The following is a 19,371-nucleotide window of genomic DNA, read 5'->3' on the forward strand; positions in this document are numbered from 1 at the left end:
ATTAGGAAGACGAAGCTATGTCAGGGAAAACAAAAAAGCTGCATAAGACAATTCTCATCACCGGCGCGGCCGGCTTCATAGGGTCGTTCCTGTGTAAGCGGCTGCTGGAGGGCACCAACGTTCATATCGTCGGGATCGACAACATGAACGACTACTACGACGTGGGCATCAAGGAGGATCGCCTGCGCATGCTGCGCGAGGCTGACGGGGGCACGAGGCGCTTCGAGTTCGTCCGCGCCGACATAGCCGACGGGGCGGCCGTCAATCGGGCGTTCGCCGAGTGCAATCCGTCGATCGTCGTGAACCTGGCCGCCCAGGCAGGCGTGCGCTACTCCATCGACAACCCGCGGGCATACGTCGACTCCAATCTCATCGGGTTCTTCAACGTCCTGGAGGCGTGCCGCCATCACCCCGTCGAGCATCTCGTCTACGCCTCGTCATCGTCGGTCTACGGGGGCAACGAGAAAGTCCCATACTCCGAGTCCGACCAGGTCGACTATCCGGTGTCGCTCTACGCGGCGACGAAGAAGTCCAACGAGCTCATGGCGCATGCCTACTCCAAACTCTACGACATCCCAGCGACGGGCCTGCGCTTCTTCACCGTCTACGGCCCCATGGGCCGCCCCGACATGGCCTATTTCAAGTTCACTGACAAGATCGTGCGGGGGGAGCCCATCCAGATATACAACATGGGCGACATGCGTCGCGACTTCACCTACATCGACGATATCGTAGAAGGCGTCGTGAATGTCATGGGGAGAGCGCCCAAGCCCACCAAGGACGGTGCATGCTACAAAGTGTATAACATCGGCAACAACCACCCTGAAAGCCTGATGAGATTCGTCGAGACACTCGAGGCGGTGCTGGCCGAGGAAGGTGTCGCGGACAGGCCTGTCGTTCACGAGCTGCTTCCCATGCAGCCCGGCGACGTCTACCAGACGTACGCCGACGTTTCCGAGCTAGGGCGCGATTTCGGCTTCAAGCCGTCCACTCTTCTCGAGGACGGCTTGCGCGAGTTCGCACGCTGGTACAGGGGGTACTACGCGCTCTAGGCACCAAGCTCTCAGGTTCGATCGGCACTTTGACAGGAGAATAGACATGAAGATCGCAATCGCCGGGACCGGCTACGTCGGACTGTCCGTGGCCCTGCTGCTCGCACAGGGCCACGAGGTGACGGCCCTCGACATCGACGAGGGGAAGGTGGCCACGCTGGGCCGCGGCGAGAGCCCTATCGCCGACGCGGAGATCGAGGCGTTCCTCGCGATGGATGCCTCGGGCGAGCGCCCTCTGTCGTTCCGCGCCGCGACCAACCCCGCTGAGGTCTACCCCGGCGCCGAGTTCGCCGTGGTGGCGACGCCGACGAACTACGACCCCGCCCTGAACTTCTTCGACACCTCGAGCGTCGAGGCGGCGGTCGAGGCGATTCGCGCGGCCAATGCGGACGCTTGGATCGTGATCAAGTCGACCGTACCCGTAGGATACACCGCCCAGCTGCGAGAGCGCCTCGGCGACCGCCGCATCCTCTTCAGCCCCGAGTTCCTGCGCGAGGGCCGCGCGCTCTACGACAACCTGCATCCGTCGCGCATCGTGGTGGGGTGCGACGAGGACGACCCGGAGGCGGTGCGGGTGGCGGGCCGCTTCGCCGCGCTGCTCGCCGAGGGGGCCGACCCTGTCGAGCGGGAGCGCGAGAACCCTGACGGTTCGCATGGCATCCCTGTCCTCGTCTGCGGGTCCACCGAGGCCGAGGCGGTGAAGCTGTTCGCGAACACCTACCTCGCGCTGCGCGTCGCCTACTTCAACGAGCTCGACACTTACGCCTGCGCCCGCAGGCTTGACGCCGCACGCATCATCGAGGGCGTGTGCCTCGACCCGCGCGTGGGGGTGCACTACAACAACCCCTCGTTCGGCTACGGGGGCTACTGCCTTCCCAAGGACACCAAGCAACTGCTGGCAAACTACGCCGACGTGCCGCAGAACCTGGTCGGGGCCATCGTGGATGCGAACCGCACCCGCAAGGACTTCGTGGCCGACGAGGTGCTGGCGCGGGTGGCAGGCGTCGAGGGCCCGGTCGTGGGAGTCTACCGCCTCACCATGAAGACCGGCTCGGACAACTTCCGCGCCTCGTCAGTGCAGGGGATCATGAAGCGAGTGAAGGCCAAGGGCGTGAACGTCCTGGTGTATGAGCCGACGCTGGATACGAGCGACTTCTTCGGCAGCGAGGTAGAGCGCGACTTGGCCGCGTTCAAGGGCCGCTGCGACCTCATCGTGGCGAACCGCTGGAACCCCGAGCTGGAGGATGTCGCGAGCAAGGTGTACACGAGGGACCTGTTCAGACGAGACTAGATTTCCACGAGCACGGCTCAGCTCGATTCGCTCAAGTTAAAATGGTTTTCGTAGCTGAAAACGCTCAGCGAAGCGCTACGCGAACCATCGAAAGGGCTTTTTCGGCCGTCTCCCTTGCCGACTGAGCATCCGGGCCGGTGCATAGCACGTGACCAACACGATCATTGCTCGAATGGGGCTCGGATATGGCATCTCCGGGCTTTTTGTACAGCTCGAGCTCCTCGAAGCCGGGCAAATCGTACATCGCAGAATCGATATCGATATCGGAAATCACTCCCGCGCTTGAGACGATGAACCTAATGGCGCTTCCACCCTGTATACACGGAGAGATATCTATCGGCAACCCCAGCGCAAGCTCCACCGAGGCGCCAACCATATCGATCCCCGTTGAAAGAGGGACTAGTCGAGAAGTGATGTAGTCGCCCCCAAGTCGTGCGGCGATTTCGATCACCATCGGCCCGCTATCCGTTACCATGATCTCGGTATGGGAAGGACCGTTCACGATTCCCACAGCTTCGATCGCCGCACACGCGATTTTCTCTATTTGAGCCTTCTCGGAATCGTTCAAAAGAGCTGGTTCAGAGTGGCCTAGCTCGACGAAATACGGCGGTTCCGTCACCAGTTTATCGGTGATAGCCAATATGTGGGTCTTTCCGTTGACGGTTATGCCCTCGACGCTTACCTCGGCCCCTCGAATGCATTGCTCAACCATCAGGGTGCCTTTGCGAGAGAAGTTCATTTCCTGGGCAAACAATTCCTTCGGATCCTCATTCCGATTCGAAGGATCCAGCAGCTTCACCCCTCTGCTTGCTGCGCCATCCGCAGGTTTCACGATGCATCGATATTCAAAGTGATTCAAGGCATCGATGAACTCGTCGGCATCGTTGCACACTCTGAACTCCGGAATAGGAACATTGCGCTCTGCCAAACGACGGCGCATGGCGTCTTTGTGAGTCGCACATATCGAATCGACGTAGGATATGCCGACGGGCAGGCCAAGCTGCTCAGATACAAAAGAAGCCGTCCTTACGGGGGCGTCGCTTGTCGAAGTGATAACAAAATCGACATCTTCCCTTTTCGCGAGCGCAATGATCGACTCGGCATCGAGCGTACTGATTATTTCCGTTTGATCGGCGAACTCGAAACCGACGGCATCGGGGTCATAGTCGACGCAAATAACGCGAAAGCCTAGGTCTCTCGCCTTTTTGATGGCTGCAACCTGCAACGGACCGGCTCCGAGCATGATCACCTTTTTCACGCAGAACACCTCAATTCTCGCACAGCAGCATCAATTCGTCGGATATCTTATCGCATCCACGCCCATCGCTCAGCTTGTGGAACTCCTTTGACATGCTGCATCGTTTTTCCATATCTACAGCAAGCTGCTCAAGAGAGGAAACGATCCGCCCAGCACAACCGTCAAGATCTTCGTAGGCCGCACCTGCGTACTCGATGACGCCAAGCTCGGATAGGCTGCCCCCGCTTTCCGTCTGCTCCGGAACAAGCGAGAAGCCGACCGTCGGCACGCCGCAGGCGGCAAGTTCGTATAGTGTTGTACCGCAGGCAGAGACGGCAAGATCGGCATTCCGCATGATGGGGGACATGTCGGTCGCATTGAATAACAAATCGACTCGGGCATGGCTTCCGTACGCCATCTCAAGCTGATCCGCCCTCTGGAACAGTGGCCCGACAACCACCCTGAACCGTACGCTTGAAAGAGACTTTGACGCGAGCGCCTTCGTCAATAGCGTGTTCGCAAAGCCCTCGTTGTCCGTGTTGCCCGTTGTTATCAGCACGGATTTGACCTCGCTGGAAGCAGGGACGTCTCGCGCGACGAATTCTTTTCGAAGAGGAGCGTACGAAGGCCCCAGACACAGCTTCGTGGAAGTCGCGCCGTATGTTCTCTCGTAGAATGGTACATCGATTTTCGTACTATAATTGACGAGCAGGCTCAATTCAGGAGCAACCAGCGGCTTACTCCCCAGATAGCAAACCTTTGCATCCTTATGCAGTCTGGCGACATAATCGGAATCCACGCTGTACGTGTCAATCAGCAATACGGGGTTCGGATCATTCCGAAGGAGCTCCAGAAGCTGAGGGACCTCAACAGCAAGATTTCGCCAATTGCCATCCAACACGATGCACTTGAAGCCGTTGCTTTCGATCAACTCGTTTGACTCTGCGTCAGCGCACAGGAACGCGCACGGCGCACCTCGTAATCTCAGCGCTTCGGCTATCGCGAGGCAGCGCATAACGTGTCCCGCCGATATGGCATTGTTGCTATCGACCCTAAAGTAGATCACTGTGAATCCCGTCGAACAAGAGGGGGTATTCCCCTCGTTCTTCTTCCTCTTTCCAATCGCGCATCAATTTATAGAACGTATTGCATTCTGGCTCATAGCCGAAATCGGTACGAGCTTTCTCGATATCGAACGAATAAGGAACCACTCCGTTCGACTTCGATGTGTCGGTTGAAACGAGAGACCTCCCAACGTCTCCACCGAAAACTTCCGCAATGACCTTGGCTTGCTGGAGGAGCGAGGTGGTGGTTCCCGATCCGATGTTGTACAAACCCGAAGCGCGATCGCTTTCCGCAGCCTGCACAAAAGCGGTAGCGACATCCTTCACATACACGACGTCTCTTGCGGCGAGTCCATCGCCATACACGGATATCGGCTCGCCCCGTTTCGCCTTGTCAACGAAAAGGCCGATCCCCGACTTTCTAATAGTACCGTTTACTCTCAATGACGTATGCGGACCAACCCCGTAGACCGGCGGCAATCGGAAGATAACGTTCTTCATGCCGTGCTGCTCATTGTAGTAGCACATGAGGTCGCTCGCTGCGTTTTTTGAGATTACGTACGCGGCATGATCGCCATGCATAAGAAAGTCTCTTTCCCACGTTTCGCTTACGGGCTCGCCGCAATCCCACTTACGTTGAACATCCGCATACGAAGTGGTCGTGAGTATCTTTTTGACTCCCGTTCTTCTGCACCATTCAAGAAGATACGCCGCGCCAAGCGTATTTGTTACGATATATTTTGCAGCGTCATCGGAGTCCTTCAGGTCGAATGTCGAGTTTGCAGGAAGCCTTCCGGCAAGATGTACGACGACGTCCGCATCCTTGGGAAGAGCATCGCATGCGTTCGGTTCGTCCAAATCATAAGAGATGTATTCGACGCCTTTTTGAGCATAGTGTTCGGCGAAACGCGGATTCCTCCCGGTGCCAACCACCTTATATCCTGCATCCAGGAATGCTTGGACAGTGTAAACTCCGATAAAGCTCGACGCGCCAATCACGATGCACTTCGCCATTTTCAAGAACCTCCCTATTTCGATTTGCGAATAAGGGATGCCCGAAAACGACGCCTTCACCCTCTATCCGCTTTTTATAGTTCTTTCGTACTTGAGCATCAACATGCCCTTGTGCAATCCGAAGTTGTCAGAAGCTAGTTGAAAGCCATTCTTCTCGAGAACCCTCCGACTACCGACATTGTTTTCCAAGACTCTTGCATAAAGTGCTTCCAAACAAAGATCCCTTGAGTAGTCAATCAACTCGGCAACAAGCGCGGTGGCAATCCCTTTCCCCCTCCATGATTCGTCACCGATGTAGTACCAGATTTCGCCTTTGCCGTTGTGAATGTTTTTCAAACCGGCGTTTCCTACATGTACTCCTTCAAATTCGACCGCTAAGAAGCATACCCCCCCCCAATGACGGAATCGAAGTATGCCTTATGTGCATCGAGCGTAGGCATGGCGCTGCCTGCGAATTCGTCGACATACCAAGGCTTGGACACCCAGTCGAATACTCTGCCCACGTCGGATTCCCGAATGTCTCGTAAAGCTACAGAACCCATCATCAACCTCGTAAGTCTTCTATTTTGATTGGCGAACCGAAGGGGATATCCCTGCCCGCTTCCTTTCCAAGAAGCTCGTCAAGGTGCTTCGGCTCAAGCCCGTAAGCGGGGCGGATGCTTCTGACATTCTCGCTCGTGAAAGGCTCCCCTATGCGGATATCCGCCACAGCATAGAGCGAACGGCGACCAAACAGCCCAGCCTTCTCGCGCTTTGTTCTTTGGTACGAAGGGATGCCGATCGCCGCTTTTGCTAGCCGTATGTCTTCAATCATGCGAGCGAACTCGTCCTTTTCCATGGAGAAGGACGAATCGACGGTTTTTTCTTCGCGGCTAATGCAGAAGTGTTTCTCGATAACGCTCGCGCCGAGCGCGGCGGCAGCAACGTCAACAGAATAGCCCATCGAGTGGTCGGAGAGACCTACCGCGCAACCGAATCGGTCTCGCATGTCTGCCATGGTCGAGATATTCATATCTTCGTAAACCGCAGGATACTCGCTCGTGCATTTAAGCAATACGATTTGTTCGTTGCCTACGACTTTGCACGCGTCTACGGCCTCTTGAATTTCTTCAAGCGTTCCCATGCCGCAAGATATGATCATGGGCTTCATCTTCGAAGCGGCATACCTGATGAGGGGCGTGTCGATAAGCTCAGGTGAAGCAATCTTGTAAGCTTCGACCCCGATCGTCTCAAGAAAGTCGACGGATGTCGGATCGAACACCGAAGACAGAAAGTCCATGCCCAAAGACTCGCATTCGTCCTTAATCGCCTTTTGCCACTCCCATGGCGTATGCGCCTCTGCGTATAGGTCGTAGAGGGTTCGTCCTTCCCATAGCCCGCCTTTTTGCGTTTGAAAATCGGGCGTATTGGCGTTGATGGTGATCGTGTCAGCGGTAAAGGTCTGTATCTTCAGGCAATCGGCACCCGTTTCTGCTGCCGCTCGTACTATCTCGAGGGCCTTGTCTAGGCTGCCTCCGTGGTTTCCAGACATCTCTGCAATAAAGTAGACGTCTCCCTTTTGAATTGTCTCGAGTAGCCGCATAGCGTCGTTACCTCTTCCTCATCATCCGATATTTCATTTCGGCAAGTTCCCAGTCTTGCATGGTATCGATGTCTTGCACGAAGCGCGGGTCGATATACAAGGAGCGACAACCTTCCACTACTGCCGTTTCATGAGTGAGGAACACTTCGGTTCTAGCCATGAAAAAGCGCCCGCAATCATGCACCATCCGCGGAAGATCTTGACTGCGGGAGAAAGCATATTCAGGATATGCATAAAAAATGCTCTCGTCCTCTGAAATGCAAAACCCACGTTGCGGGGGGAAATCGAAATCGGTAACCGGAATGACTGACGGCGCACCGGATTCAATAATATCCCACGCTTTTGCGAGCTCGTCTGCAGAAACGAAGGGAGCCGTAGGATAGATGCAGCACAGTAACCCGAAATTGCCCCCACGTTCTTCGTACTCTTTCAGCACCTCGATAATCACGTCAGCGGTGGTTGCGTAGTCGTCGCTTGTCTCCTTGCTTCTCATAAAGGGGACGGAAGCCCCGTAGAACCGGGCGACTTCAGCGATCTCCTCATCGTCGGTGGATACCATCACCTCGTCGAATAAGCCGCTCTCCAGAGCAGCTTCGATCGAGTAGGCGATGATAGGCTTTCCGCAGAACTCCTTGATGTTCTTGCGCGGGATGCGTTTTGAACCGCCGCGTGCTGTGATGATAGCGATGTTATTCATAGCGGAATACCTGTTCGGCGTATGCCCGAACCGCATCTGCACGATTTTCCTTAATCACGAGATTCGGGCTTTGTCCGAAGACGAGGGAGTTGTCGGGGATGCTCGCGTCTTTAACGTAAGCGTTGGCGCCAATAATTACGTTGCTACCAATCTCGCAATTGCCGATCACCTTGCTGTCCGACAGCATGAAAACCGAGTGCCCGAATCGAGGATAGATGCCTCGATTGTTCCCAACCGTGCATCCTTGCGAAAACGTGAAATAATCCGAATAGCTCGCACGTCCCATAACGGCTCCAAAAGGGTGGTCGAACATAAAAATATCGGGCAGTGCTACCTGGTAGAACAGATCAACGGAGGCCATTGCTTTGTTGAGTGCATACAGTTTGTCGCACACAGACGTTACCCCTCCTCCGACGAATATACAACGAGCTAGCTCATAAAGAAATCGAGACCACTGGCATCCATGAAGCGGATCGAACTTAGTTATACCCGCTTCGTTGTAATACTTGTTTCTGGTTTTCGAAAACGACCGCTCGCATTTTCTCATTGCGCAAGGAATATTCAGCTTGATTGCATGCTCCTCTTCGTCACTCAGGAAGAAGAACGAATCGAGCTGTTTCACCAGCATTGCATTTATTTCGGTCAGCGATTGCGCCATCAGCATTCGGATCGCCGGCCTCGAACCTTGCACCAACCAATAACCTTACGAACCGACTCGATGACGCTCCGCACATCGTCATCGGTCATGCAGCAATGCAGAGGCAGGGTTATCGCTTCCTCGTAGTATGCATTCGCGACAGGACAACAGTTCGCATCGTAGCCCCTGCGCTGATAGTAGGGTAGACGGTAGACAGGCAGGTAATGGACGTTTACCCCGATGCCCTCGGCGCGAAGGGCATCGAAAACAAAACGCCGCGTCTCACCCAAGGCCTCCAGATCGAAACGGAGACAGTACAGATGACGAACCGATTCCTCCGGCGCGGGATCGGCCTGAAACGACACCTCTGGGCACTTCGAAAACTCCGCGTTGTAGACGGATACAATATCGCGCCTTCTTGCGGCGAATTCGGGCAAGCGTTCGATCTGGGAAACTCCCAAAGCCGCTTCAATATCGCTGATCCGATAATTGTACCCGAGCTCGAGCTGTTCGTAATACCAATCGCCTTCATCGGGGTGTTCCATGAAGGCTTTTTCTCGCGTAATGCCGTGCTTGGCAAATAGGGAGATCTGCTCAGCCAGCTTCGGATCGTTCGTGCACACAGCCCCGCCTTCTCCCGTGGTCACCGTCTTCACGGGGTGGAAGCTGAACGTTGTGATGTCTGCGACGCTTCCAATAAGTTGCCCTTTAAAGGAGCTCCCGATAGAATGGGCGGCATCCTCGATGAGCGTCAAGTCGAACTCGTCGCAAATCGAGCGAATCTCATCGAGGTCGACGGGCACGCCGCCAAAGTCGACAGCGACGACGGCTTTTGTCTTGTCGGTTATCTTCTCGCGAATCGAAGCGGGGGAAACGTTCCATGTGCTTTCGTCGATGTCCGCAAATACCGGAGTCCCGCCGCAGTAAAGCACGCAGTTAGCGGATGCGGCGAACGTGATAGGCGACACGATCACCTCGTCGCCATCCCTGATCCCCGCTGCAAGACACGCTACATGCAGAGCTGCCGTTCCGTTTGCAACAGCAGTCACAAACTTTGCCCCAGAGGCCGCCTTAAGCGCTTCTTCGAATCGCTCGGTAGCGGGCCCGCATGTTAGATAATCGCTTCTCAGAGTTGCGACAACCGCCTGGATGTCGGCATCGGATACGTTCTGACGCCCATAGCCCAACAGTGTCTCGCGAACTGGCTTTCCGCCATTGATTGCTAGCTCCTCCATAGCCGTCCCCTTAGTAGTGGATGCTCATCTGGGAGACGAGTTCTCGCAGCTCCTCGACGGAGAGCCATTCGTCATTGGTGCCTGAATCGTACACGAAGCCGTTTTCGACTTTTTTGCCACCATGCAAATCGATATCGCCGAGTTTGCACCATTCCATATGGGGGTAGATGATGAAGTTTTTATCGTACTCATAAGTGGTCATGCTATCAGCGGCGGGAACCATGCACTCGTGTAGCTTCTCGCCCTCACGTATGCCGACCTCAACCTGCTTTGCGCGAGGGGCCATCGCGGTGGCCAGATCGGTTACCTTGAAGGAGGGGATTTTCGATATGAACGTCTCGCCGCCCTGGGCTTCCTCGAGAGCCTTGACAACCAGTTCGATCCCCTCGTCAAGCGAGATCCAAAAACGGGTCATGCGCATATCGGTGATAGGAAGCTCCGTCGCCCCATTTCTGATGAGATTGTCGAAAAACGGGATGACGGATCCGCGAGATCCGGCAACGTTGCCATAGCGAACAACGGAGAACGTGGTGCCCGATTGGCCGCGGTAAGCGTTCGCGGCGATGAACAGCTTGTCGGATACGAGCTTTGTCCCCCCGTAAAGGTTCACCGGATTGACGGCCTTGTCCGTCGAAAGCGCGACAACTTTCTGAACACCAGAATCAAGCGCTGCGTTCACGATGTTCATCGCGCCATCGATATTCGTTTTGACAGCTTCCATAGGGTTGTACTCGCAAGCGGGAACTTGTTTGAGTGCGGCTGCGTGGACGATGTAATCGACGTCATTAAGAGCGCGACGCATACGCGATTCGTCGCGAACGTCACCGATAAAGTAGCGAAGTTTCGAGTCGTAATCAACTCCATCCGCCTTGCCTAGCTCAATGAACTTGTTACGCATAACGAATTGTTTATATTCGTCGCGTGAGTAGATTATAATTTTTGCCGGATCATAGTTCTTAAGAGCAAAATATGTGAATGCATTGCCGAACGAACCGGTACCGCCAGTAATTAGGATCGATTTTCCGTTCATAGCTTTTCCTTTTCGATAGTGATTGATGTAAATGACTAACAGGTAATTGAGTTTTTTCGAACATCTCAGATGGTTATTCTTTCCAAGAAATGCCATTCTTGATGTTTCGAGCCGGATTGCCCGCTAACACACTGTTTTCAAGTGAAAATTGAGAAACGACATTCGAGTTGGCACCAACAACGCAGCCATCAGGAATGTCTGAACCTTTTAATATCGTTGATCGACAACCTATCCAAACATGATTGCCAATTGATATAGACGTATCGTTGTTGGTGTTGTCGGAATTACGCGATAACTGATGGAAATCCGTATCCATAAGTAAGCAATCCCAAGATATAAGGCAATCATGTCCGAGCTTAATGCTGTGAAAGCACTGGATTTCTGTGCGGTGTGGAGTGCGGAACTGGTCACCAAAATCGAGAACCGCATTATGACCGACCGATATTACGCAGCCTTGACCAAAAGAAGCCGTACCCCTGAACAACACCGTTCCAAAATTGTTCCATATGGATCGCGGATAACCTCGGCTCTTGCTACCTCCCATTCGGATCATGAATGATGAAATATTACTGGCCTCAATCGCGACCGAGCCCTTCAAGCTGTTCAGTTTCACGTTTGAGGATATGGCAACGGGAAACTTAATGGCGGTCTTAAACGGAAAGTATCGCAAATTGAAAATAACGGTTTTTGGTATGCCCATCAGATATCCTATTTTCATCAACTCTTTTCACACGGCTGATTTGCGTAAACAAGGCGATAGCAACCATCCGGCGGCTATTTCACGCATGTAGCTTTGCTGCGGCTGCTTTGAGCAGGCGTAGGACTCGCTTCACTTCGTCACGATAGACGATACAAGTAACGATGAATGCGACCGAAAAAATTGCAAATCGGAATCGAAAACTATTAAAAACCAGGAGATTGATCACGCATACGATAGCAATGACTACAACCCCGTAAGTAGTTTGTCTCGCACTGGAAATGCTGGAATAAAATTTTTGACCTTCGATTGTGCCAATAGTAAGGCGCAAAACAGACGACACGCCAATACCGATTGCGCAAGATAGCGGACCGAGAAACGGGTATAGAAAAAAGGAAATCAAGAGATTGGCGGAACAGCTCACCAAGGAAATAACCATTGCTATATTGGTTTTGTTCGCAAGGGTTATGCCGTATGTCGTTGTCTCGCTAATAAGAATTTGAGCAGGCATCAACATCAAGAGCATAAAATAAGATTGAGAGACCCTGTAGGAATCATCAAGCATTAGAAACAGCGCGTCTTGGAATAAAAAGACAGCCAACGTCATGGCAATTGACGCCAATACGACATAGTTATGAATTTGCTTAATGAACTGTTGGTCTGTTTTGTAATTCTTGTATACGAAAGGACCCCAATAAACGCTAAAAGCACTGCCTATTAGGGCAAACGCATTGGCAATCGTCGTCGCCATTGCGAGAACGCCCAAAGAATAGAAGTCTTGAAAAAAACTCGGAATCAACTTTCCCACCGAAGAATCTATCATAAGGGCGGCGTCTTTTGGCAACAGGGGCAATGAAAATGTAAGCATGTCCTTTTTTGCCTTGGAACCGGGAAGCGCCTTTTCAAATTTCAGACTTCTACTGCCAACAAAGAGGACCTCGGCTGCAGTTGCTACGGTAATGAGTAGAATTGCGTATATATAATCGGTCGAATAGCCAACCGCGACTACAAAGAGGAGCTTGTTGGAAACGATGTATGCAATCTGCTGCGCATTGAAGCTAATAACGCTTCCGGACAAACGCGCAAATTGCATTTGAAGCCGATAACAGATGGTCGATATGATGTAAATGAAAAACAGTACTAAAGCAATAGGGTCATAACTGCCAAATAGATATATTGAAACTGTCTGACCAGCAAAGATGTACGTAAATACGAACACCACTGATGTTACTAGGATTCCGACAAAAAAAGTAAAATTAAAGAGCTGTTTGGAGGTTGCATCGTGCGGAGGCTCGTAGAAAAACCTTACGCATGCATTGGTTAATCCTAGAGTGAACAGCGACGCGAGTAATGTGCCCATGGAATAGTAGAGGCTGATAATTCCATAATCGCTTGCAGGATAAAGCCTGGTAATCAAGGGGATGGCAACGATTGTTACCAGGGCAGAAACTACAGACGGAAACGCATATTTTAATGTATCGCCAATAAAGGATTTTGCATCCACGAGTTAAGGCGTCCTTCTCTTTTTCGTAAACTCGACAGAACGACAGAACGAGCTGGTCCAAAATGCTATTAGCGTCAAAAACCAAAAGGCTTGGGTCGAAAACGCGCAATTCCAATAGCAAATACACAAATAGAAGCAACAGATAAACCCTGAGCTCCAACAGAAACGAAGTATGTAAATAAGGAATGAGAGCATGCCAACTATGCCTATATCATACATGCTGCTTGAATAGAACGGCGTTCTAATAGCTTCGCTTCCTGCGTTGCTACCCCAGATTAAATTTGTATAAAACTTCGTGCTCGTGCCAATACCATTTCCGAACCATGCGTATATGGACATGAAATCCAAGGATCCAACTAACAAAACAAATGGCGCAATACGGAACCAAACGCTAGAATCCGAATTCTGAAGCTGAGTAAGAAATTGCCTTCCCGAAGTGGACACTGCACTAACCAATTCTGTAAGCCGATTAAAATAATAGTTGGAGGCGATTTGGTCCAGCGCCATAATTACGACTATCAAGATAAAGACGATTGTCAGTGCGCTGTATACTTTCGAGTTTGAACGCGAACGTATATCAGAAAACACGGCGACGAGGATTACTGCAACAGACATAATCCCCAGCATGGTTTGGGAAATGAGCAGCGTTAAAACGGAAAGTGCAAGCAATACCCATAGATGCTTGCACGGATCGACTTTGTTGATACGAACAAGAGCGATTGCGCTCATGGTGACAATCATTGCTAAATAAGAAGGTTCTGAGGATAGTCCAGCGTATCGAAGCTGTCCGGTTGTCAGATCGAAATACGGATCAAAAAATTGACTTAACAAATCCGGTACAGGAACGCTGAGCACGTGAAAGAGCAGCTGAGCAGCTGTAACAGCAAAATACAAGATAATTACCGAGCAACATACGATTTTCAAATCAGATGAGTGATTCCGCAAAACGCCAAATAGACACGCACCTACGGCTACATAAAAACAGAAGTGCAGCAAAGAGTTTTTATTTTCACCAGCAAAGCTGCTTGCAGGATTGATCATGCTGAATAATACGAATATCACTCCCCAGCACAGCATGAATGCAACGGGTCCATCTAGCTTTGATTCGCCTTTCGCAAGAGAGACGACCCATAGTGCTAACGGAAGGATAAATGCGAGATAAAAAGGCGTTATGGACGTAGAACCTACATTAGCGATTGAAATCCCTGTCGCCGACATCGTCACCATTACCGCAATGACGATTTTTTTCGACATGCACCTCTTTTCATGCTCAAAGTAAGGCGTTGTGGATTTGCCTCGAGTGTCATCCGTTAATCTCGATGACGCCACCGTCATGTTCCTATCAAAATCGTAAAAGCGGGTCATATGCGAGATTGGTAGCTGGTTGTGTTACGAAGTCGAGCGGCATCGTCTGTTTCGGCGTGGATTTCGCTGCATATCTGTTCTGTAACCGACTTGAAAGCATAGATTAAATTTTTCATATTCTGGGCATCATCCAGTATGTTGGGAGTGGAAACCACATCGGACAAAACGCCAGGATACGAATGTCTGTTTACTAGTTCTTCGTAAGCTTCGACGCCACTGCCATTCAGCCGAATGTGCGAAATAAGTGCCTCCAAATTATCGAATCGCTCGAAATCCTGCCAAGTGGCATGCATGCAATATGGCAAGCAATTAAACACTGTTTTGGACAGCGTTACGGCAGGAACGCCCATGAGAGCTGCCTCAAGGGCCATGGTTCCCGTATTCGTGACAACAAGCTGCGCATTTTTTGTTAATGTGTGAGAGTCAAGTGATTCGTTCATTAATGCTATTCCGGGATATTTCTGCAACTCTTTAAAGAATCTCACGCTTCTATTGCCTATACCGTTTGTATGCTCCTTCAGTGCGAGAATCCATCTCGGTGGAAGTTGACGCCAGATATTGAGCACTACCTCAGATTGGTTTTCAAAGTACCTGCCGCAAACATCCACCGATGCTTCTGGCTGTACGTGAAATCCGAACAATACATATTTCTTATTACTCAGATAGTCTTCATCCTCTCGTTTGAGCGAATCATATCTATGCTGATTAATAATTTGCCGTCCAACTACTTTTAAACGTGTGAATCTATTCGTAATAACTGCTGGGTTGTTTCTTTCAACATGATCGTTCGTAATGAAATGCTTGAGCCTATCGAGATTGCCCGATAAGGACATTTTCTCCCTCAATAAACGTTCGTTGACCTTGAGGTATTGGGGATGCTCGACTTTTATTTTTATAGACTCGTCGTCTAAGTGCAGATGGCCAGACTTTGGCACAACGTTAGTGAATTTTTCGTCGGAGAAGAAAAAGAATCTTCCGCTCGGAATTCGTGTACCCATGGGCGAGTAATAATGGCAGTTGAGTTCTGCGCATTGTCTGCACATGCGAGATGCGAGTATTTCCAAACTCATTGTCGCTTCGCCAAAGATTATACGTATCTCATTACTTTTGATAAAGTTATAGAGAGCACTCTGGACATTTGCCAAGTAAGATATGCCATTTTTTTTGTCGTACTTCCAAACGCGATCCCCAAAAACGATTTCGTTGATTTTGAAATCGCCAACCATTTCGGAATCATTTTTTTCAATGTATCTCCTATCGAGAAGAAGTACACGCTCATCACCGTAGGAGGAAACTAGGAATTCGTATTCATCACGGTTGTAAGAAATCCAATATGTTGTGATCTCGCATGCCGCAAGTCCATCAGCAATAGCTTGATAGACAGGGGTTTTATAGAAGTTTCCTATAAAGCATATATTTTTAATCATAGCTGCGCACCTATTCTAGCTCGATAATCCAACCACACGTTTATCTGCTAGCGCTTCTAGAATTTGAGCGAGGGCAGTTACGCAATATGTCCGCTATACGTTTAGAAGCAGAGCCGTCTCCGTAAGGATTGCTCGCCTTCGACATTGCCTCGTACTCGCCTTCGTTCAGCAAAAGCGAATTCAGTGCATTGTATATGTCGCTCTCTTGTGTGCCGACTAGTTTGAGAGTGCCTGCCTCGACGCCTTCAGGTCTTTCGGTAGTGTCGCGCATTACAAGTACCGGCTTTCCGAGACTGGGGGCCTCTTCTTGTATTCCACCGCTATCCGTCATGACGACGTAACTTCTCGCCATAAAGTTATGAAAATCCAAGACATCTAAGGGCTCAATCAGTTTTATGCGATTGCATGAATCCAATTCCTCATGTGCGATCTCTCTCACTTTCGGGTTTGGATGAATTGGGTATATTGCTTTTAGTGACGCATTTTCGTCAACGACTTTCTTAATCGCTCGGAACATGTGCCTCATGGGCTGCCCGATGTTTTCGCGGCGGTGTGCTGTGATGAGGATCAATCTCGAATCTCCCAGCCAGCGAAATAGATCATGAGTATATTCTTTCGAGACCGTCGTTGAGAGTGCGTCTATGCCAGTATTGCCAGTGACAAAAACACGGTCAACCGACTTTCCCTCTCTCAACAGGTGGTTTTTTGATATTTCGGTTGGAGCAAATAGATAATCAGAAATAGAGTCAACTGATTGTCTATTAAATTCTTCCGGAAACGGAGAATAGGGATTATATGTTCTTAAGCCTGCTTCGACGTGTCCGACCTCGATGCGCATGTAGTACGCTGCTAGAGCGGCCGCAAAGCTAGTAGTCGTATCGCCGTGGACGAGAACAATATCAGGCTTGCAATGCTCGTAAATGCCGCGAATTGAAAGTAGAACCTCTGTCGTTATGTCAAACAATGTTTGATTCTGCTTCATAATTGCCAAATCGTGGTCTGGCTTAACGTTGAAAATACCAAGGACAGAGTCGAGCATTTCCCTATGCTGACCCGTAACGCAAACTTTAACTTCAAATTCGCTAGGCTGTGTTTTAAGTTCGTTGACTAGAGGGCACATTTTTATAGCTTCTGGCCTTGTTCCAAAAACTAGCATTATTCTTTTCACTTTGCTGCCCTTATCGCCATCTCGTAGCCTTGCAGTGTTTTTGCCGCCGCATTTTCCCAGGTGTACTCCGACAGAATCTTCTTTGATAATCTGTTGTCATATTCGTTCCCGTATGCCTTCTCAATGCACTGACGTATTGACGATGGGTCTTGCACGTCGCAATAGTAAGCTAAGTCCCCGAAATAGTCTTGCGTTGTGCCCTTCGGAGACACCACGATGGCGCAGCCCATCGCAGCGGCTTCCAAACTGGCTAAACCAGGAGTTTCGAACCAACTGGGTAAAATACTCACTTTGCACTGCTTGTATAGCTTGTAGATTTCTTCGTTGGGTATATGCTCAACGTATTCCATGTTCGAACTAGCATTCAACCGCTCAACCACTCTATTTGCATACCCCATATGACCTGGAGATTTTTTGCCAACAACGAGTAAGTTGTAATCGGAATCTTCCAAAGCGTCAAGAAGCGTCATTTGATTCTTCCTCACGTCTATTCTTCCGACGCAAACGATCCAATCCTTGTACTTTGAATAATTGTCTGAGTTATCAGAATGCGCAATCGCTATGCTCTGAGTATCAACCGCGTTCGGTACAACGATTACGCTATCAGTTTCGAAGCCCAATTCCTCTCGAATCTTTACCATTTCAGTCATTGCGTTTGGCAGGCAAACATCTGCAAGCTTCAATATCTCGCGTTGCATATCTGTATAACTGTGACCAATTAGGTATTGTGTGCCCTCTCCACGGTCCTCGTTAAGAAGATACTTTCCTAGGGCTTTCAAACGCTCCATAGTGTCAACGCCAACATGTTTTCCGATAAAGCCGCGTATGCCTACAGCTGCATTTTTTTCAAATTCATTAATTGGCCAATATATCGTAGAGAGAACGATAGGCTTCCTTTGCGATTTTGCATTCTTTGCTTGGATATACGTTTCCTGCACACGTGTTAAATTAAACAAGTGAACGACATCGTATTTCGATACATCGGGTCTTAAATCTGTCGAGACATCGACTTCGATTCCGATATGTTCCAATGCTTCTTTGGTTTTTAACATCTGAACAGTATCTCCACCCTGAAGTTCAAATGCATTTCGCCTTATTTGCATTATTACGCGCATTTATTTATCCTTCGCAAAGGGGCAGAGGGTCGCAATGCAATTCTGAATTCCGCATGGCGCTTAGCGTGTTGCGATCGCTCATCCGTTCTTCAGATGATTTGGTACAATGATTCATACTTTGTAGCAATGTAATTCCAAGAGTAATGATCCTCGACCACATGCGTGGAAGAGCGTCTGTATTCAAGAATCGCTTCATCGTGCAATTGTTCCGCAGTATTTATCAACCAGCCCAGCGATCCCTCCTCCTTCGTCCAGTACAGCGCGGCGTCCTCGGCCACCTCGCGGTTGAAGCCGACGTCGAGCAGCAGGCTGAGCCGCGTGGAGGCGAGCGCCTCGAGCAGGCTCGGGTTCGTGCCCCCGACTTCGTGGCCGTGCAGGTAGGCGAAGGCGCCCTCGCGGACCTTCTTGAGCAGCTCCTGGTCGTAGACCGTGCCGACGAACCTGATGCGGGGGTCGCCGCGGAAGCCCGTGCGCTTCTCGAGCTCGTCGAGGAACCCCTCGTCGACGCCCGTGACGAGGGCGAAGGGCCGCCGCGTGCCCGACGCCATGAACTCGCGGATCATCGTCTCGTAGTTGTTCTCGGGGACGAAGCGGCCCACGGCGAGGTAGTAGCCGCCCGGCTCCAGGCCGTTGCGCTCGAGCCATCCCGCGAAGGCGGGGTCGTCGTCGGAGAGCCGGGATGGGGCCGTGTCCGCGCCGTAGGCTATGTAGGTCGTCTCGGGCGAGAAGCGGGCGTACTCCTTTCGGATGTAGCGCTCGATGGTCCTGCTGTCGCAGACGAGCAGGTCGGCGTGCTTGACCATGCCCGCTTCGGACGCCTTCCAGTACCTGCGCACCGGCGCGCTCCACTTCGCGCGCATCCACTCGTGTCCGTCGGGGTTGACGAGCAGGGCGCCGCCCATCTTGCGTATCCTGCGGGCGAAGCGGCCGACGAAGGGCCCGATCCTGCAGGCGAGCACGTAGAAGACGGGACGCTCGACGCCGTTGCGCTCGGCGTGGCGGATCGCCCATCCGAGCGCGTCGAGGTCGTAGGCGACCGCCCGCGCGGCGCCTATCGGGCGCCACTCGACGCAGAAGCAGTGGGCGCCGTTGTGCTCGTACTCGGGCTCCTCCGGCATCTCGTCGACCGCGCAGGCCACGTGGTAGCGGATGCCGTCCGACGCCCTGTTCTCGGTGAGCTTCTCGACGAACGTCTCGAAGCCCCCGTAGCGGGCGGGGATGCCCTTGCACCCCACGATGTAGACGTGCCTGACCCC

At 51.5% G+C, this 19,371-nt stretch carries 18 protein-coding genes; 2 read left to right on the forward strand and 16 right to left on the reverse strand.

The annotated features are described in order from the left end of the window. Positions 1-17 precede the first annotated feature (17 nt). Positions 18-1,052, forward strand: coding sequence for an NAD-dependent epimerase/dehydratase family protein (locus tag C1876_RS15930; RefSeq protein ID WP_114547711.1), 1,035 nt, complete (start codon positions 18-20; stop codon positions 1,050-1,052). Positions 1,053-1,098: 46 nt separating this feature from the next. Next, positions 1,099-2,343, forward strand: a complete 1,245-nt coding sequence (locus tag C1876_RS15935) for a UDP binding domain-containing protein (protein WP_114547712.1) — start codon at positions 1,099-1,101, stop codon at positions 2,341-2,343. Between the two features lie 64 nt (positions 2,344-2,407). On the opposite strand, the gene C1876_RS15940 is transcribed toward C1876_RS15935, so the two are convergent. The 16 genes from C1876_RS15940 to cps2T all read right to left on the reverse strand — a co-directional run. Continuing rightward, complete coding sequence (locus C1876_RS15940) at positions 2,408-3,601, reverse strand: ATP-grasp domain-containing protein (RefSeq protein WP_227114778.1); 1,194 nt, start codon at positions 3,599-3,601, stop codon at positions 2,408-2,410. Between the two features lie 10 nt (positions 3,602-3,611). Next, complete coding sequence (locus C1876_RS15945; protein ID WP_244910180.1) at positions 3,612-4,595, reverse strand: PseG/SpsG family protein; 984 nt, start codon at positions 4,593-4,595, stop codon at positions 3,612-3,614. A 37-nt stretch (positions 4,596-4,632) separates the two neighbouring features. After that, positions 4,633-5,658, reverse strand: coding sequence for an NAD-dependent epimerase/dehydratase family protein (locus tag C1876_RS15950; RefSeq protein ID WP_148044555.1), 1,026 nt, complete (start codon positions 5,656-5,658; stop codon positions 4,633-4,635). Between the two features lie 63 nt (positions 5,659-5,721). Then, positions 5,722-6,072, reverse strand: coding sequence for a GNAT family N-acetyltransferase (locus tag C1876_RS15955; RefSeq protein ID WP_227114782.1), 351 nt, complete (start codon positions 6,070-6,072; stop codon positions 5,722-5,724). A 130-nt stretch (positions 6,073-6,202) separates the two neighbouring features. Continuing rightward, positions 6,203-7,240 carry a pseudaminic acid synthase gene (gene pseI / locus C1876_RS15960; protein WP_114547715.1) on the reverse strand — a complete coding sequence of 346 codons (1,038 nt, stop codon included), beginning with the start codon at positions 7,238-7,240 and terminating at the stop codon, positions 6,203-6,205. 7 nt (positions 7,241-7,247) lie between these two features. Then, a complete protein-coding gene (pseF, locus tag C1876_RS15965) occupies positions 7,248-7,937 on the reverse strand; it encodes a pseudaminic acid cytidylyltransferase (protein WP_114547725.1) in 690 nt (229 codons plus the stop codon). Then, positions 7,930-8,601, reverse strand: coding sequence for an LbetaH domain-containing protein (locus C1876_RS15970; RefSeq protein WP_170139528.1), 672 nt, complete (start codon positions 8,599-8,601; stop codon positions 7,930-7,932). Before C1876_RS15970 ends, pseF begins: the two co-directional genes overlap by 8 nt. Continuing rightward, positions 8,595-9,809: a UDP-4-amino-4,6-dideoxy-N-acetyl-beta-L-altrosamine transaminase gene (gene pseC / locus C1876_RS15975; protein ID WP_114547716.1), complete on the reverse strand. Its 1,215-nt coding sequence runs from the start codon at positions 9,807-9,809 to the stop codon at positions 8,595-8,597. Before pseC ends, C1876_RS15970 begins: the two co-directional genes overlap by 7 nt. A 10-nt stretch (positions 9,810-9,819) precedes the next feature. Then, the gene (gene pseB, locus C1876_RS15980) at positions 9,820-10,839 is read right to left on the reverse strand and encodes a UDP-N-acetylglucosamine 4,6-dehydratase (inverting) (RefSeq protein WP_114547717.1); all 1,020 of its coding nucleotides are present in this window, start codon (positions 10,837-10,839) and stop codon (positions 9,820-9,822) included. 73 nt (positions 10,840-10,912) lie between these two features. After that, entirely contained in the window at positions 10,913-11,539 is a 627-nt protein-coding gene (locus C1876_RS18050; protein WP_148044556.1) for an acyltransferase, read from the reverse strand. Between the two features lie 79 nt (positions 11,540-11,618). After that, positions 11,619-13,040: a lipopolysaccharide biosynthesis protein gene (locus tag C1876_RS15985; protein ID WP_114547718.1), complete on the reverse strand. Its 1,422-nt coding sequence runs from the start codon at positions 13,038-13,040 to the stop codon at positions 11,619-11,621. Positions 13,041-13,043: 3 nt separating this feature from the next. After that, the gene (locus C1876_RS17545) at positions 13,044-14,294 is read right to left on the reverse strand and encodes a hypothetical protein (RefSeq protein WP_148044557.1); all 1,251 of its coding nucleotides are present in this window, start codon (positions 14,292-14,294) and stop codon (positions 13,044-13,046) included. A 107-nt stretch (positions 14,295-14,401) separates the two neighbouring features. After that, positions 14,402-15,832 carry a capsular polysaccharide export protein, LipB/KpsS family gene (locus C1876_RS15990; protein WP_114547719.1) on the reverse strand — a complete coding sequence of 477 codons (1,431 nt, stop codon included), beginning with the start codon at positions 15,830-15,832 and terminating at the stop codon, positions 14,402-14,404. 40 nt (positions 15,833-15,872) lie between these two features. Further along, positions 15,873-17,000, reverse strand: coding sequence for a non-hydrolyzing UDP-N-acetylglucosamine 2-epimerase (gene wecB / locus C1876_RS15995; RefSeq protein ID WP_114547720.1), 1,128 nt, complete (start codon positions 16,998-17,000; stop codon positions 15,873-15,875). After that, on the reverse strand, positions 16,997-18,115 hold the full coding sequence (locus C1876_RS16000) for a glycosyltransferase (RefSeq protein ID WP_114547721.1): 1,119 nt from the start codon (positions 18,113-18,115) through the stop codon (positions 16,997-16,999). The genes wecB and C1876_RS16000 overlap by 4 nt, the downstream gene beginning before the upstream one ends. 89 nt (positions 18,116-18,204) lie before the next feature. Then, positions 18,205-19,371, reverse strand: a 1,167-nt coding sequence (gene cps2T / locus C1876_RS16005; protein ID WP_211309568.1) for a beta 1-4 rhamnosyltransferase Cps2T, incomplete at its 5' end; no start/stop codon positions are given.

It is taken from the genome of Eggerthella sinensis (genome assembly GCF_003339815.1).
Lineage (GTDB): Bacteria > Actinomycetota > Coriobacteriia > Coriobacteriales > Eggerthellaceae > Eggerthella > Eggerthella sinensis.

Excerpts from the sequence above, each read along its gene's own strand:
- C1876_RS15930 (WP_114547711.1), top strand. The coding sequence starts at position 18 with ATGTCAGGGAAAACAAAAAAGCTGCATAAGACAATTCTCATCACCGGC.
- C1876_RS15935 (WP_114547712.1), top strand. The coding sequence starts at position 1,099 with ATGAAGATCGCAATCGCCGGGACCGGCTACGTCGGACTGTCCGTGGCC.
- C1876_RS15945 (WP_244910180.1), bottom strand. The coding sequence starts at position 4,595 with ATGCGCTGCCTCGCGATAGCCGAAGCGCTGAGATTACGAGGTGCGCCG.
- C1876_RS15950 (WP_148044555.1), bottom strand. The coding sequence starts at position 5,658 with ATGGCGAAGTGCATCGTGATTGGCGCGTCGAGCTTTATCGGAGTTTAC.
- pseI (WP_114547715.1), bottom strand. The coding sequence starts at position 7,240 with ATGCGGCTACTCGAGACAATTCAAAAGGGAGACGTCTACTTTATTGCA.
- pseF (WP_114547725.1), bottom strand. The coding sequence starts at position 7,937 with ATGAATAACATCGCTATCATCACAGCACGCGGCGGTTCAAAACGCATC.
- C1876_RS15970 (WP_170139528.1), bottom strand. The coding sequence starts at position 8,601 with ATGCTGATGGCGCAATCGCTGACCGAAATAAATGCAATGCTGGTGAAA.
- pseC (WP_114547716.1), bottom strand. The coding sequence starts at position 9,809 with ATGGAGGAGCTAGCAATCAATGGCGGAAAGCCAGTTCGCGAGACACTG.
- pseB (WP_114547717.1), bottom strand. The coding sequence starts at position 10,839 with ATGAACGGAAAATCGATCCTAATTACTGGCGGTACCGGTTCGTTCGGC.
- C1876_RS18050 (WP_148044556.1), bottom strand. The coding sequence starts at position 11,539 with ATGGGCATACCAAAAACCGTTATTTTCAATTTGCGATACTTTCCGTTT.
- C1876_RS17545 (WP_148044557.1), bottom strand. The coding sequence starts at position 14,294 with ATGTCGAAAAAAATCGTCATTGCGGTAATGGTGACGATGTCGGCGACA.
- C1876_RS15990 (WP_114547719.1), bottom strand. The coding sequence starts at position 15,832 with ATGATTAAAAATATATGCTTTATAGGAAACTTCTATAAAACCCCTGTC.
- C1876_RS16000 (WP_114547721.1), bottom strand. The coding sequence starts at position 18,115 with ATGCGCGTAATAATGCAAATAAGGCGAAATGCATTTGAACTTCAGGGT.